We start from the raw sequence: 13,954 nt of genomic DNA, 5'->3' as shown, positions 1-13,954 counted from the left end.
GCGAAAGTAGGTGTAATCAACCTTATAGACTACTGCAATGTTAGGAGCCGTGTGAGTTGGAAACTCTCACGCACGGTTTTGAAGCAGAGGTGAGGGATAGTGATATCCCCATCGACTGTATCGCGATCGCGCAACCCAACAGATACAATATGATGGAGTCACATATTTGTGGGATGAATTTTAAGCTTGGATAAAAAATAAGTTAGAAGTATTAAATATGAGATTTACTTATTCCAACAAAGATTCATCCTTTGATTCAGCAACCCAACAAATACAATAGAGTTGTTGGGTTTCCTTCCTCAACCCAACCTACAAAGTTCCAGTTTTTTATTATAAATATTTAACCGAACATAATATTAGATCGACGATAATTTTATAATGCTTATTGCTAAAAATAAAATTTAATTAATCTACAAAAAATGTAAATATTGCTGCTTTATTTTTTGTATTTTTTGCGTCGAGGAATTAGTTCAGGTTTTGGAGGTTCATAAGATTTTAAACCTTTATCCCCAGTGATAATTTCTACATCAAATCCTGACTTAGCATAATAATCAGCAACCCGTTTAATTGTAGCATCTCCTAATGCAAATCCTCGACTAGCAAAATCCGGAAATTCATCAGCCAAATCCTTCAAATTTTCTGCATCCCATAACTTTGACTGTTCTATAAATGCTGCCCAAGGAGTTTGATTATCTGCAGTTAGTTTCATCAAATTTCCTAATTCTTTAGCGATTTCATAGCCCTTACTATTTGCTTGGGCAATATGATTACCTGTTTCAATAATTGTGGCTAAAGGTAAAACAAAAATAGTCTTTGCTTTCTCCTCTTTTTCCAAGATTTCATAGACTTTAACTTTATCCCATTTATTACCTTCAGAACCACAAGTTTCTTTCCCTGGCACGCCCAAATAAACACAGAGAATTGAAGTATCAATAATTAGCACTTTTTTCATACTCTCTAATCTGCTTTGAGACTCTTCTCAATCAAACCCTTACTGGCAATTTTACCTAAAGTTCCTGACGCCATTAACTTTGGTAAATCTTCAATATCCTCTAAAGGAATTAACTGACTTTCTCCAGTTTGTTTATCTCGATAAGTCACCATCACAAAAGGAATAAATTTTGGAGTTAGTTCGTCTAATAAAGCAGAATTATGAGTTGTAACCAAAACATCAATTTGGCGCTGCTCGCCAATTTCTCTTAACATTTGTAATAGTAATCCGGCACGAGAAGGATGCAAACCATTATCTACTTCTTCTATAACAATTAAACTTTTTTCTGGCTGAGTTAACATAGCTGTTAAAATTGCCAAAAATCGTAAAGTTCCATCAGACATTCCACGAGCATCAACTATCATTGGTTCTTGATTAGAATGCCAGATTTCTTCACAGTAAAGCATGGCATCGCGACCTAGTCTTCCTACAGTTTCAGCCCAAATTTTTCGCATATCTCCTTCTGGTAATTTTGCCAGATATTTTAATAAATATTCTTCTACTTCAGCCTTCTGTTTTTCTGGTAATCCTGCTAAAACTCCCGCAATATTAGAACCATCTCTTTCTAACTTTTTTGATAGAGGTGAATAATCCCGCATTTGGGAAGGTATGGGATTGAAAATAAAAATATTTTTGAGAATTTTTGGTACTATCATTTCGGCAAACATCATTTGATTAATATCATCAAATTCATAGAAAGGAATCTTTGTTGTAAAAGGACCCAAAAAAGGATTAGGAGTGGGGTAAAATTTTTCTATAAATTCTTTTTCTACTTCAAGACTATCAAGAATTATTCTGCCATTTTTTACAAAACTTGATTCGAGAAAAGAAAGTTGCTGAAATGAATTACTATCTGAGAGTTTTTGACTATCAATCAAAGTTAAAGATTCATCTATTACCTGTATAGTAGGTTGAGTTTCTATAGTAATTTTATAAAGATAATCAGCAGCTTCATCTTTGCCATCTACTAATACTTGAAAACTAAATTTTGTTTCTGGTTTTCTAACTGCCCACTCTACTCCACCTCTAATACCTGAAGTAAAGTGATCGCCTGTTAATACCGTTTCTACCGAAGTACCTTGCATAATACTATTCAAAAAATCCAAAGCATCAACAACATTAGATTTTCCACTAGCATTAGTACCAATTAAAACTGTTAAAGGGTCAATATATAACTCAGCATGACGGAAACTTTTCCAATTTTCTAAAGTTACTTGTTTTAACATCAGACTTCTCCGAAAAAGATATAGATTTTTTGCAGGAGTAGGCAACAGGTCATTTCAGTTATCAGTTATCAGTTATCAGTACCTCTGCAATAAGGAGGCTTGACATTAGGAATAGTCTATTTTTTTTATCCCTTTAAAAAGGGAGGTTTTAGACCAATTTAACAAAAGAATGTTACGAATAGTAAGAGGAATAAAAATATTTTACAGGATATGCAATTTGAAAAAAAAGGATGATTTACGACCTAAAAATAGTATTTAAGGAATTTATTCTGACTCCTTACTCCTTACTCCTTACTCCTTACTCCTTACTCCTAATAAATATCCTAGCTATTTTTAGCAAACATTTATTAATTAGGTTTTATACCACAATTTTTCGGTAAGATATGTTGACTAAAAAGACACAAAAAATGTTTTTTTAGGGTGAATTTTTCTTTCCAAAGCTTGCTCTAATTAAAAGGTTTATTTATTTTTCACCAGATGCCTATTAGACATCTCCAACAATTAACAATAAAATCAATTATAGGCATAAATAATCAATTATTTTCCCCTATTCCCTATTCCCTTTTTTCTGGAGATATCTATTAGACTTTCCACCTAAAACTTAAAACCTAAAACCTACCACCTACCACCTAAAACCTAACACCTTCTTCTTCTTTTCTTTCTCTCAACTTCAACAATATTTCATCATGTACTTCCCGTGTAATAGGATATAAATAAGCCAACAATAATCCCACAATTAAAAACACAGTAGGTAACGGACCAATTGCCACCCGAATTGCCAAAAGAGCAGACTCCGGTTGAATAGGTGGAGTCTCCCCAGGAACACTTTCAATAAACCCAGCAATATCCAAAGCTACCCCTACCAAAAACAATCCAATAGCCAATCCTACCTTCTGCAAAAAAACCATAAAAGAATAAAAAATTCCTTCCCTTCTTTGCCCAGTATTTAACTCATCCAAATCAATAACATCAGGAATCATAGACCAAGGAACTAAATAAGCAGTTGATACTCCAAAACCAGCCATTATTGCCAATAAATACATGAAACCAACCTGTCCAGGTTGAATAAAAAACAACCCTGCCTGAGCAATTATCCACAAACAAACACCCATAAAATAAACAGCTTTCTTCCCCAGTTTTTTACTAACAAAACTCCAAACAAATAACATAGTTAAAGAAGTACCTTGAACAGCGATCGCCACTTGAGGAAAAGTCGATTCTGGTAACTTCATCCAATTAATTACAAAATAAGGCAAAATCGAAGCTGTTAATTGTACTCCCAACCAAGAACACAGATAAATTCCAATTACAAATAAAAACGGAACGTTATTAAAAGCCACCCGAATTTGTTCAACAATAGGTAAATTAGTATTATTATCTTCCTCCTGTTTTTTATTAACAGAAAGTGTCCGTTTACGAGTCCCCAAAAAACACCAATAAATAGGTAAAACAGCAATTATTGCACAGACAATACCCAACACTAAATATTGTTGAATAGGATTATCTGGGAACATAGAAAAAATTAATTGAGCAAGAACCAAAGAAAAAATACTACCACCAATAGAAAAAGCAAATCTGAAACTATTTAAACTTGTTCGTTCATGGTAATTTTGTGTTAACTCAGGAGTTAAAGCAGCGTAGGGAAGATTAACAACTGTATAAGCAATATTAAAAAAAATAGCAATTATCACATAATACCAAAATAAAAAAGATTGATTCGTACTAGGAACTATCCACTGCAAAAAAAATAAAATCCCAAAAGGAACAGCACCAAAAACCATCCAAGGATAACGTCTACCCCAAGGATGAACAGTGCGATCGCTCATCACTCCAATTATCGGGTCATTAATAGCATCAGAAATTTTACCAATCATCAAAATACTACCCGCAATACCAGCAGGTAAACCAGCAACATTAGTAAAGAAAAATAATAAGAAAAATACCTGGATATTAACACACATTGCTGGACCTAAATCCCCAGCACCATAAGCTAATTTCGTCCAGAAATTAAGTTTTTCAGTTTGGATAGAATGATTATTCATAAATTCATTTAGTTAGTGCCCCAATCTAATACAATATCTTAGAATCAGGACTTAGGCAAAATAATACCAATTTGAAAAAAGAATGCTACAAAAAGGTAGACCTTGCTCGGATATACTTATAAATAGCTAGTCCAGTTCATTTTAGATAGTTATTTATATTGTTGTTCCCTTTTTTTCAAAATTTATCCCTTCTTCCTTATTCCCTCTTACTTCTACCATTTGTAACAAATATTTATCAAATTGGTATAACATATTTCTGTCATCACGAACGACAGTGAAATAATCTCAACCCAATACTTTCGTGCTGGATGCGTAATATCATGTTCTGTTGAATACTTATAAATAACTGTTGTGAGGAGTCAGGAGTCAGAAGGGAAGAAAGGAGAATAGTATTGATAATTTCAGTATTTCTTTGGTACTGTCAGTCCTTAAATTTTATTTATAACTGACCCGTCCGTTAGCGTAGCTCCCCCGGAGGGGGAACATGATATAAATCCTGAGAATATTATCTAATAATTAACTTGCTCTGAGTCCAATTTTAGGAAGCTGGAAATTATGGACCCTATAACTATTGCAATGACGATCGATGATTGGGATTTTTTCTTGCCTCGCGCACACAAGAATAAACCTGTGAAGGGGAGACCTTATCGTATTTTTGAGCCGCAGTGGAAACAAGTTATTTTGTTGTGGTTAGAGCGAGAGGATGTAGAGGAGGAAAATAAAGAGGAGTTTATTCAAGCTTTAACTAAGTTTAAGGATGGGTGTAAACACTTTTTGCCAAAGGAAAAATTAGATAGGGGTTTTTATGAATATCGGGCTTATTTTCTAGCTGCTGCTGGAATTTCTGGGTTTGGCAATTGTAGTCAAGCTGATGAAATAGTGAAAAAAGTAGTTTATTGGGTATGCAATCGACCTTACTCTTCCCCGTACTATATAGTACAGGATGAAGCTATCAAAGTCTTACTCGAGACTCCAAGGAAAAAGACTATCAATGCTTTGGTACAATTGTTGGAGTCAACTTCTAATGATGATACTCTCATACAAGCATCAGAAATCTTAGGAAAAATTAACCCTGGCAATGAGAAAGCAATTCATACTTTGGTAAAAATGTTGGAGTCAGCTTCTGATTATACTCTCATAAGAGCAGCAAAAACCCTAGGAAAAATTGACCCCGGTAATGAGAAAGCAATTGGTGTTTTGCTGCAAGTGTTGGAGTCAACTTCTGATTATTATACTCCTAATCAAGTAGAAAAAATCTTAGAGAAAATTTTTGGATCTGTCGATTATTACAAAAATATTAATAGTCTTCGCATGGTAGCATCAGAAGGTTTAAGGGAAATTGGCAGGGGCAATGAGAAAGCCATTGATGGTTTAGTGCAATTGTTGGAGTCTACTACTGATTATCATACTAACATGGAGGCATCCAAAAGTTTAGGGGAAATTGGCATTGACTCCGGCAATGAGAAAGCGATTAATAGTTTGGTAAAAGTTTTGGAGTCAAGTTTTGATGATCGTACTTGGATGGAAGCAGCACATAGCTTAAAGGAAATCAGGACGAAAAAGGATATAACAACTTTGTTTATATCCTTAAAACACTACTTATCAGCTATAGAATACTTAGACTTTAATCAAGATAGATTCAACAAATCCTACAATATAATCTGGAATTTTACCGAAACTCTACCCTACCCAGAATTTTATCAAGCTTGGCACACTCCATTGAAAAAACGTCTTTGGTTATTTTTATGCTTGAGGTTGTTTTCATTCTTATTATTTTGGTCGTTTACATTTTTATCATGGGGCTTAATGTTTTTAGTCTTTCTATTAGTCTTTTCTCCTCATATTATCCGTTTCCTAATATCATCTTGCAATCGATATTTGAAAAAAATAATATCACAGCAGACTCCAAGTATATGAATTACAGAAATTAACAATTAAATCTTCCCACTGCGGGCATCTTGCCCGCTATAGGTGTACCTTCAAAAACTAAAATCAATCAACCACAGTGCCAACAACCCTAATACACCAACCCCTATCAGAATAGTAAGCACATAAGATTGACCTTTACCAGACACCCCATACTTCAAACCTTCCCCACTAAAAATTGTTGCCAAGCCAACTAAATTAACAAATCCATCAACAATATAACGGTCAACCCAAGCATTTAACCTTGAAATTTGGCTAACCGCAAATACCACAGTTACATTGTAGAAGCGATCGATATAGAAATCATAAGCAAGCAAATCTTGAACAAAACGCAAAGGAGCATATATTGGTCGAGACCAACTTCTACCTAACTCAATCATGCTACCAAAAATAACACCAATCAAACCAGATCCAACTAACAAAACAACAACAGCTAAGTTGAGATAACCCCAGTCAGGTAATAACGATAACCGTTGCATCATTATCGGTGTAAGTAGAGTAATGATAATTAACGATACCATCGGCACAGCCATCGGCCAGGGAACTTCTGGTGCGCGTTTTGTTTTCTGCTGACATTCACCCAAGAATACCAGACGGTAAACACGGGTTAAATTTAAAGCAGTCAAGAAATTAACAAATAACAAAACAGGTACCACCCAAGGATCGATAATCCAAAACACATCCAAACCTTGGCGTAACGCCCAGAAACCCCCGAAAGGTAATAACCCTATTAAACCCGCAGTGCCTACCAAAAAAGAACTTGTAGTAACCGGCATTCGAGACCACAACCCCCCCATCTCTGTAAGATCTTGGCTATTAGTAGTCAATATGACACCCCCAGCACTCATAAATAATAGTGCTTTAGCAATGCAATGAGCCAACAGTAATAGCAAGCCAAAACCAGTCCATTCTGTACCAACAGAAATAAATACTAAACCCAGGTAAGCGCTAGTAGAATGAGACAAAGCACGCTTCAGGTCAATTTGAGCCAGAGCAGCTAGAGAAGCTCCGATCGCCGTTACAGCTCCGATCGCCACTAATACATCTAAAGCTATAGGAGAAATAATTAAAATCGGCTGCATTTGGATCAGTACATAAGCTCCAATGGCAACCACCACAGTGTTCCGCAAAATCGAAGCAGGATTTGGCCCTTCCATTGCCTCATCCAACCATAGATGCAGAGGAAATTGAGCGCATTTACCTATTGGCCCCGCAATCAAAGCCAATCCTAACAAATTACCTGTAATGGGAGAAAGTTCTACTCTTTCAGCCCATTCATATAGGTCAGTAAAATTCATACTTCCAGCCAAAGCTGATATAGCAACTACTCCCATAAGTAGTAAAACATCTCCTACCCGCTTTGTTAAAAATGCATCTCGAGCTGCTGTGACGACTAGGGGTTGAGCATACCAGAAACCTACTAATAGATAAGTAGAAAGAGTCAGCATTTCTAGCAAAGCATAGGAAATGAACAAAGAATCACTAACTGTTAAGCCACTCATTGCAGCCTCAAAAAATCCCATTAGTCCAAAAAATCTGGCTAGCGCCCAATCTTTTTCTAAATATCCCAAGGCATAAAGTTGGGCTAATAGACTGAAACCCGTCACAACACTCATTGCTCCAACGGTTACAGATGAGAGATTAAAGGCAAAAGATAAGTTGAGGTCTGCCGTTTGTAGCCAGTTGAATATGATTTCTTGTGGTTTGTGTTGACAAACAGCTTGATAAACTATGGAACCATGAATAAAGGCCACTAAAGTCATCAAGATATTAAAATAAGCCGCTGGCCGTGGTCCTGTGCGTTGGATTATCCCTATTGACCAGGGTAAAGTCAAAGTTGCTCCAACTAAGCTATAAAAAGGTATCCACCAAAAGTTTTGAGTCAGAAATTCTATCATTTATTATTTGTTTACCTTCACTGTTAAAATAATATATATAATTAGGCTTACTGATTAAATATCGCACGCATTGACTGATATTGGTTGTAGCATTTTTTGGTCTAAAAAAGTGCGCCTGTTTTCCGTGGAAAGAGCTGCAAAAAGCTAGTATTTTGGGACGATTATGGTAGACAAATCAAGAAACCATTATGAACGACTACCTACTCTATAACTCCCCTAACTCCTTACTCTTAACTACTCCCTACTCCCTTTTTCCCCTCCACCGGATGGGGAGGGGCGAGGGGTGGGTACCCTACCTCAACAAAAAGACTAGTGAAGCGCAAACCCTAATTAGGGCTTGCTGATTAAATCTCAAAGCATTTACTGATATTGGTTTCAGCTTTTTTTTTGCCTTTAAAAAGTGCAAGTTTTTTAGACCTAAAAGCTTAAAAAGCTAGTATTTTGGGATGATTATGGCAGAAAAATCTTGGGACAATTTTTACGACTACCTTCTCTATAATTTCCATTTCTCCTGTCTCCTGTCTCCCCCTCCACCGGAGGGGTTAGGGGTGGGTTGTCTCCTGTCTCCTACCCTCACCCATAAGACTTATTCAGCAAACCCTAATTAATATAGGTTCAAATTATTATAAGTATATGTACTGATTTTTTCCTACTCCTAAAGAGCATGGTTCCAAAAGTAATAAAAAAAAATTTAGGATTAGTATCTGGAGAATGAGGATCGTTGAATTCATAATTAAGTCATTAGGTCCAAAGATTTCAATTTTAGGGAATTTATTTTTATAAATAGCTACAATTATGAATTATGATGATAGTTGCTATTGTCAACGATGCCATGTTTCTCTATGCTAAAACTATAGCATTTGATAGATTTAATCATAAAAATGGGAATTCCCTTGAAAACTATCTAGAGACAACACTGGCCTCAATGCTTAAGTTAACTATTAGTCAATAGGAGGAAAAAAAATGCCAATTGCGGTAGGAATGATTGAAACGAGAGGGTTTCCAGCAGTAGTAGAAGCTGCTGATGCGATGGTAAAAGCAGCTAGAGTTACTCTCGTCGGTTACGAGAAAATTGGTAGTGCTCGTGTAACAGTAATTGTCCGAGGAGATGTATCGGAAGTACAAGCTTCTGTAGCGGCAGGTATAGAATCAGCCAAACGAGTTAATGGTGGTGAAGTAGTATCAACTCATATCATTGCTCGTCCCCACGAAAACTTAGAGTATGTATTGCCAATTCGATATACTGAAGAAGTCGATCAGTTCCGAACTTATTAGTTAGCAAGACTCATTTGAGGCAGTGAGAAATACTACAAATATTTTGACTAGAGCTGGTTGATGAAAAATTTTTTTTGCAGATAACTGCAAACATAATGATTTAAAGTCTTAGAGCTAAGTAACTTTGCAGGTCAAAAATATACATCTGTAAATTAAGAATGCTAAATTCACAAGCTTTAAGATCGTGCTTTAGTTTCTTGTGAGCAAAAACACCAACTTTACCCTAAGATTTTAGGGCAATCATTATCAAGAGATTGCCCATTCCAGGGAAAGCATTCAAAAATTATCATCTAAAATTCTAGTAAATTTAGGAATTGATCGCTCCCCAACATCGGGCATTATTTGGAAAAGCAATTATTATTCCAAGTAGCCGATAGCTAGGAAAAGTTAATACATATACAAGTAAAGCAAAATAATATCACGGAGTAAGAATAATGTCAATTGCCGTCGGGATGGTAGAAACCCTAGGCTTTCCAGCAGTCGTAGAAGCAGCAGATGCAATGGTAAAAGCTGCACGAGTCACCCTTGTTGGCTATGAAAAAATTGGTAGTGGTCGGGTAACTGTAATCATTCGCGGAGATGTCTCTGAAGTACAAGCTTCTGTAGCAGCAGGAGTTGATAACGTCAAGCGGGTAAATGGAGGCCAAACAATGTCTACCCATATCATCGCTCGTCCCCATGAAAACCTAGAGTATGTTTTACCTATTCGTTATACAGAAGAAGTAGAACAATTTCGTGACAGCACAAACGCTGTTCGTTCAGTAAACAGACCATAACTTGATTGCGGATAGCAAGTTTTGAGATTGAACTGAAAAAGATAATTGGAGTATACCATCAAGGGATATACTTCCATTCGTGAACTTTTGGAGTTTATTGAATCCTCAATCCTGACTGTGGAGCTGTAAAATAGTTCCTGTTTTTAGTCTGACCACTAAAAGCTGCAATTTTTCAGATGTGATAAATATCTTAGGATGCAGCAATTAATATATAAAAGCCCTCAGTGATTATCAGTCAATATTTACTGAAAGCTGAAGGGTATATTATGTAACTCAGGAATGACCATGATATCCTACAGACTAGAAAAATCTGGCATTTCTGGGTAAAAGCAGGAAATATTAGTTAGTATTAGTGATTAAATTCTAGCACATAATCAAACTGAGAGTGAAAAATAACTTTTCAGGTTTCAATCTAAAATCTAATATCTGAAATCATGTCATTAAATTAAGAGATCATGCAAATTGCCAAAGTTTGTGGCACTGTTGTCAGCACCCAAAAAGAGCCTAGCTTACAAGGAACAAAGCTACTTCTGCTGCAATTCATAGACAAAGAAGGCCATCCACTGCCTAAATATGAAGTGGCTGCCGATAATGTCGGAGCCGGAATAGATGAATGGGTTTTAGTGAGTCGTGGCGGAGCAGCCCGTGAAATACCTCGTAGTGAACAACTGCCTATAGATGCCAGAGTAGTCGCAATTATTGACACAATCACAGTAGACAATAGCATGATCTACGGTAAAAAAAACCAATATCGTTAAACACCTTTGAAAAACCTAGCCAAAGAAAGGACATTTCTAAGATTGTCTCTCAAAGGTTGCAGATCGAGTCAGTACTGACTACGTTGGCAGGTGACGACTACCGTATGCGAACACCAACATACTCATAGTCGCTCCTGATTAAGAAAATCGTTTAATAGCGATAATCGGAAGTGGGTTTTGTACCCATAGTGTCAGAAGCATGAACAAGCCTGGCCAACATGATCGAGGAACACTTTAACTGAGAAGGACTAGACACCACAATGTCTAATACTAATTACGTTTTTGTTATAGATACAAACAAAAAACCATTACAACCTTGCACACCAACTGTTGCTCGTAGGTGGCTAAATTCGGGCAGAGCTTCTGTATTTAGACGCTTTCCGTTACATTTTGTCCACAGTTGTCGATAAATGTCTAGGAAAATGCTGTCTAAAACTTAACAGTTGGATGTTGAAATCTTGAACGGCAAGACATTTACTTAATATATCAACACCCAACATTTAGCTTAAGGAGAAAAAAAATATGCCACACCGCAAGGAAGCGGCTCCACCAACCCCCTGGTCACAAGACTTAGCGAAGCCCAAGATTGATAAGACAGCTTACGTTCACTACTGTTCTAACATAATTGGAGATGTTAGTATCGGTCCTCATGTATTAGTAGCTCCCGGTACATCAATTCGTGCCGATGAAGGAACTCCCTTCTTTATTGGTGCAGGAACAAATGTCCAAGATGGAGTAGTGATCCACGGCTTAGAACAAGGAAGAGTAGTAGGAGATGACAACCAAAACTATTCTGTATGGATAGGTAAAGATGTTTCTATCACCCACAAAGCCCTAATTCACGGCCCGTGCTATATCGGGGATGAGTCTTTTATCGGCTTTCGCTCTACAGTATTTAACGCCCGTATTGGTGAAGGCTGCATCGTGATGCTCCATGCCCTCATCCAAGACGTAGAAATTGCTCCCGGTAAGTATGTACCTTCAGGAGCAATTATTACAAATCAACAGCAAGCAGACCGTTTGCCAGACGTACAACCAGCAGATCTGGAATTTAGCCATCATGTGGTGGGGATTAACGAATCCTTACGACAAGGTTATCTCTGTGCAGACAATATCTCCTGTATTACACCTATTAAAAGTGAAATGAATAGTAATTACGGTAACGGTAACGGTTACAAATCTTCTGTAGCAACTGGCTCCTTAAGCCCAGAAGTAGTTGCTCAAGTAAGACAGCTAGTATCCCAGGGATACGATATTGGAACAGAACACGCTGATGTTCGTCGCTTCAAAACTGGTTCCTGGAAAACTTGTTCTCCAATTCAAAGCAAAAATTCCTCAGAAGTAATAACAGCTTTAGAAGCTTGTGTCGAAGAACACGCTGGAGAGTATGTACGTCTTTTTGGTATTGATCCCAAAGCCAAGCGCCGAATTTCTCCAATTATGATTCAACGGCCTGATGGCAAAAAAATTCCTCAAAAATCGACTACTGGTAATTATAGTGTTCCCGCTGCTTTTGGTGGTCAATCTGCTACAACAAATACTACAGGATTAACACCAGAAATTGTAGATCAAGTGAACTCCTTGCTATCTCAAGGATACAAAATTAGCACTGAGTATGCCAATGAACGTCGCTTTAAAACTAGCTCTTGGCAAAATGGTCCGACTATTTCAGAAACCATTGCCTCACAAGTGTTACCAGCTATAGAACAGTTTTTGGCAGAACATAGCGGTGAATATGTACGTTTGATTGGCGTTGATCCTGTAGCTAGACGTCGTGTTGTAGAAACATTAGTTCAACAACCAGGCGATCGCCCTATTAAGCAATCTGCAACAGCTGTTCGCAGCGCTCAAGTCTCTGGATATAGCCAGGGAAGTGCGGTCAATACAGGATTAAGTCAGGAAATTTTAACTCAAGTAGGTTCACTATTTAATCAAGGATATCGCGTTAGCATAGAACACGCTAATGCACGTCGCTTTAAGACTAGCTCTTGGCAGAGCGCTCCCATTTCGGCACAGACTACTGCACAAGCAATAGAAGAATTAGAAGCAGCTTTGGTACAGTATAGTGGTGAATATGTACGTTTAATTGGTGTCGATCCTGTTGCCAAACGTCGGGTGTTGGAAGTATTGATTCAGGAGCCAAATGGCAAACGTCAAGGAGTTGCTACAGCTTCTAATGGAGTAGGCAATAGTAAGCCTCCTATTTATAATACTGCTCAAGCCAGTGTATCGAGCCAAGGTAGTGCGAATACAGGATTAAGTCAGGAAGTTTTAGCTCAAGTAGGTTCACTATTTAATCAAGGATATCGCGTTAGCATAGAACACGCTAATGCACGTCGCTTTAAGACTAGCTCTTGGCAGAGCGCTCCCATTTCGGCACAGACTACTGCACAAGCAATAGAGGAATTAGAAGCGGCTTTGGCACAGTATAGTGGGGAATATGTACGTTTAATTGGTGTCGATCCTGTTGCCAAACGTCGGGTGTTGGAAGTATTGATTCAAGAACCTAATGGCAAACGCCAAGTAGTTCCTGCCACTCAAGCTACAACTTCTAATGGAGTAGGTAATAGTTATCAACCTTATGGTAGTGTTACAGCTACTGCTAGTAACCAGAAGCTAACTCAAGAGGTTGTAGAACAGGTTCGCTCTTTGATTGCGAGTGGTTACAAAATAGGTACAGAGTATGCAGATCAACGCCGTTTCAAGACCAGTTCTTGGAAAACAGATACTCAAATTAATGGCAAACGTGATGCTGATGTTTTTCCAGCTATTGAGGAAACTCTAGCTCAACACGAGGGAGAATATGTCCGCTTAATTGGTATCGATCCTCAAGCTAAACGCCGTGTTTTAGAAATGATTATTCAGCAACCTAACGGTAAGGCTAAGTAAAGAAAACGGCGTTGCTGAATACTGGGATGATTGAGGCTGAAACGGGGACACGGGGACACGGGGACACGGGGACACGGGGACACGGGGACACGGGGACACGGGGACACGGGGACACGGGGACACGGGGACACGGGGACACGGGGACACGGGGACACGGGGACACGGGGACACGG

12 protein-coding genes are annotated in these 13,954 nt (G+C 37.7%); 8 read left to right on the top strand and 4 right to left on the bottom strand.

All coding sequences use genetic code 11. The annotated features are described in order from the left end of the window. Positions 1 to 56 precede the first annotated feature (56 nt). Positions 57 to 194: a hypothetical protein gene (locus tag F6K54_RS26725; RefSeq protein ID WP_293084305.1), complete on the top strand. Its 138-nt coding sequence runs from the start codon at positions 57 to 59 to the stop codon at positions 192 to 194. Positions 195 to 436: 242 nt separating this feature from the next. Here the strand turns inward: F6K54_RS26725 and F6K54_RS26720 are convergent, their stop codons facing one another. The 3 genes from F6K54_RS26720 to F6K54_RS26710 all read right to left on the bottom strand — a co-directional run bounded on the left by F6K54_RS26720 (position 437) and on the right by F6K54_RS26710 (position 4,259). Further along, positions 437 to 952, bottom strand: coding sequence for a hypothetical protein (locus tag F6K54_RS26720; protein ID WP_293084302.1), 516 nt, complete (start codon positions 950 to 952; stop codon positions 437 to 439). A 5-nt stretch (positions 953 to 957) separates the two neighbouring features. Next, positions 958 to 2,217: an AAA family ATPase gene (locus F6K54_RS26715; RefSeq protein WP_293084299.1), complete on the bottom strand. Its 1,260-nt coding sequence runs from the start codon at positions 2,215 to 2,217 to the stop codon at positions 958 to 960. 629 nt (positions 2,218 to 2,846) lie between these two features. Further along, positions 2,847 to 4,259, bottom strand: a complete 1,413-nt coding sequence (locus F6K54_RS26710) for an MFS transporter (protein WP_293084296.1) — start codon at positions 4,257 to 4,259, stop codon at positions 2,847 to 2,849. A gap of 555 nt (positions 4,260 to 4,814) precedes the next feature. Between F6K54_RS26710 and F6K54_RS26705 the strand changes: the two genes are divergently transcribed. Next, on the top strand, positions 4,815 to 6,176 hold the full coding sequence (locus F6K54_RS26705) for a HEAT repeat domain-containing protein (protein WP_293084293.1): 1,362 nt from the start codon (positions 4,815 to 4,817) through the stop codon (positions 6,174 to 6,176). A 62-nt stretch (positions 6,177 to 6,238) separates the two neighbouring features. Here F6K54_RS26705 and F6K54_RS26700 read toward each other — a convergent pair whose 3' ends face one another. After that, entirely contained in the window at positions 6,239 to 8,083 is a 1,845-nt protein-coding gene (locus F6K54_RS26700) for an NAD(P)H-quinone oxidoreductase subunit F (protein WP_293084291.1), read from the bottom strand. Positions 8,084 to 8,885: 802 nt separating this feature from the next. On the opposite strand from F6K54_RS26700, the gene F6K54_RS26695 reads away from it, so the two are divergent. From F6K54_RS26695 to F6K54_RS26670, 6 genes are all read left to right on the top strand, one after another. Next, positions 8,886 to 9,035, top strand: coding sequence for a hypothetical protein (locus F6K54_RS26695; RefSeq protein WP_293084288.1), 150 nt, complete (start codon positions 8,886 to 8,888; stop codon positions 9,033 to 9,035). Positions 9,036 to 9,046: 11 nt separating this feature from the next. Next, on the top strand, positions 9,047 to 9,358 hold the full coding sequence (locus tag F6K54_RS26690; RefSeq protein ID WP_124146612.1) for a carbon dioxide-concentrating mechanism protein CcmK: 312 nt from the start codon (positions 9,047 to 9,049) through the stop codon (positions 9,356 to 9,358). A gap of 434 nt (positions 9,359 to 9,792) precedes the next feature. Beyond that, on the top strand, positions 9,793 to 10,134 hold the full coding sequence (locus F6K54_RS26685) for a carbon dioxide-concentrating mechanism protein CcmK (protein ID WP_293084285.1): 342 nt from the start codon (positions 9,793 to 9,795) through the stop codon (positions 10,132 to 10,134). A gap of 455 nt (positions 10,135 to 10,589) precedes the next feature. Then, positions 10,590 to 10,892 (top strand): EutN/CcmL family microcompartment protein, encoded by a 303-nt coding sequence (locus F6K54_RS26680; protein WP_293084282.1) that lies wholly within the window; start codon positions 10,590 to 10,592, stop codon positions 10,890 to 10,892. Positions 10,893 to 11,152: 260 nt separating this feature from the next. After that, positions 11,153 to 11,302 (top strand): RRXRR domain-containing protein, encoded by a 150-nt coding sequence (locus F6K54_RS26675; RefSeq protein WP_375342003.1) that lies wholly within the window; start codon positions 11,153 to 11,155, stop codon positions 11,300 to 11,302. A gap of 112 nt (positions 11,303 to 11,414) precedes the next feature. After that, the gene (locus F6K54_RS26670) at positions 11,415 to 13,781 is read left to right on the top strand and encodes a ribulose bisphosphate carboxylase small subunit (RefSeq protein ID WP_366558244.1); all 2,367 of its coding nucleotides are present in this window, start codon (positions 11,415 to 11,417) and stop codon (positions 13,779 to 13,781) included. Positions 13,782 to 13,954: the final 173 nt, after the last annotated feature.

This window comes from Okeania sp. SIO3B5, assembly GCF_010692555.1.
Classification (GTDB): Bacteria; Cyanobacteriota; Cyanobacteriia; order Cyanobacteriales; family Microcoleaceae; genus Okeania.
This window is presented reverse-complemented; position numbering and strand designations above follow the sequence as displayed.

Coding starts and splice junctions, on each gene's coding strand:
- F6K54_RS26690 (WP_124146612.1), top strand. CDS start 9,047: ATGCCAATTGCGGTAGGAATGATTGAAACGAGAGGGTTTCCAGCAGTA.
- F6K54_RS26695 (WP_293084288.1), top strand. CDS start 8,886: ATGATGATAGTTGCTATTGTCAACGATGCCATGTTTCTCTATGCTAAA.
- F6K54_RS26685 (WP_293084285.1), top strand. CDS start 9,793: ATGTCAATTGCCGTCGGGATGGTAGAAACCCTAGGCTTTCCAGCAGTC.
- F6K54_RS26700 (WP_293084291.1), bottom strand. CDS start 8,083: ATGATAGAATTTCTGACTCAAAACTTTTGGTGGATACCTTTTTATAGC.
- F6K54_RS26710 (WP_293084296.1), bottom strand. CDS start 4,259: ATGAATAATCATTCTATCCAAACTGAAAAACTTAATTTCTGGACGAAA.
- F6K54_RS26720 (WP_293084302.1), bottom strand. CDS start 952: ATGAAAAAAGTGCTAATTATTGATACTTCAATTCTCTGTGTTTATTTG.
- F6K54_RS26715 (WP_293084299.1), bottom strand. CDS start 2,217: ATGTTAAAACAAGTAACTTTAGAAAATTGGAAAAGTTTCCGTCATGCT.
- F6K54_RS26675 (WP_375342003.1), top strand. CDS start 11,153: ATGTCTAATACTAATTACGTTTTTGTTATAGATACAAACAAAAAACCA.
- F6K54_RS26680 (WP_293084282.1), top strand. CDS start 10,590: ATGCAAATTGCCAAAGTTTGTGGCACTGTTGTCAGCACCCAAAAAGAG.
- F6K54_RS26705 (WP_293084293.1), top strand. CDS start 4,815: ATGGACCCTATAACTATTGCAATGACGATCGATGATTGGGATTTTTTC.
- F6K54_RS26670 (WP_366558244.1), top strand. CDS start 11,415: ATGCCACACCGCAAGGAAGCGGCTCCACCAACCCCCTGGTCACAAGAC.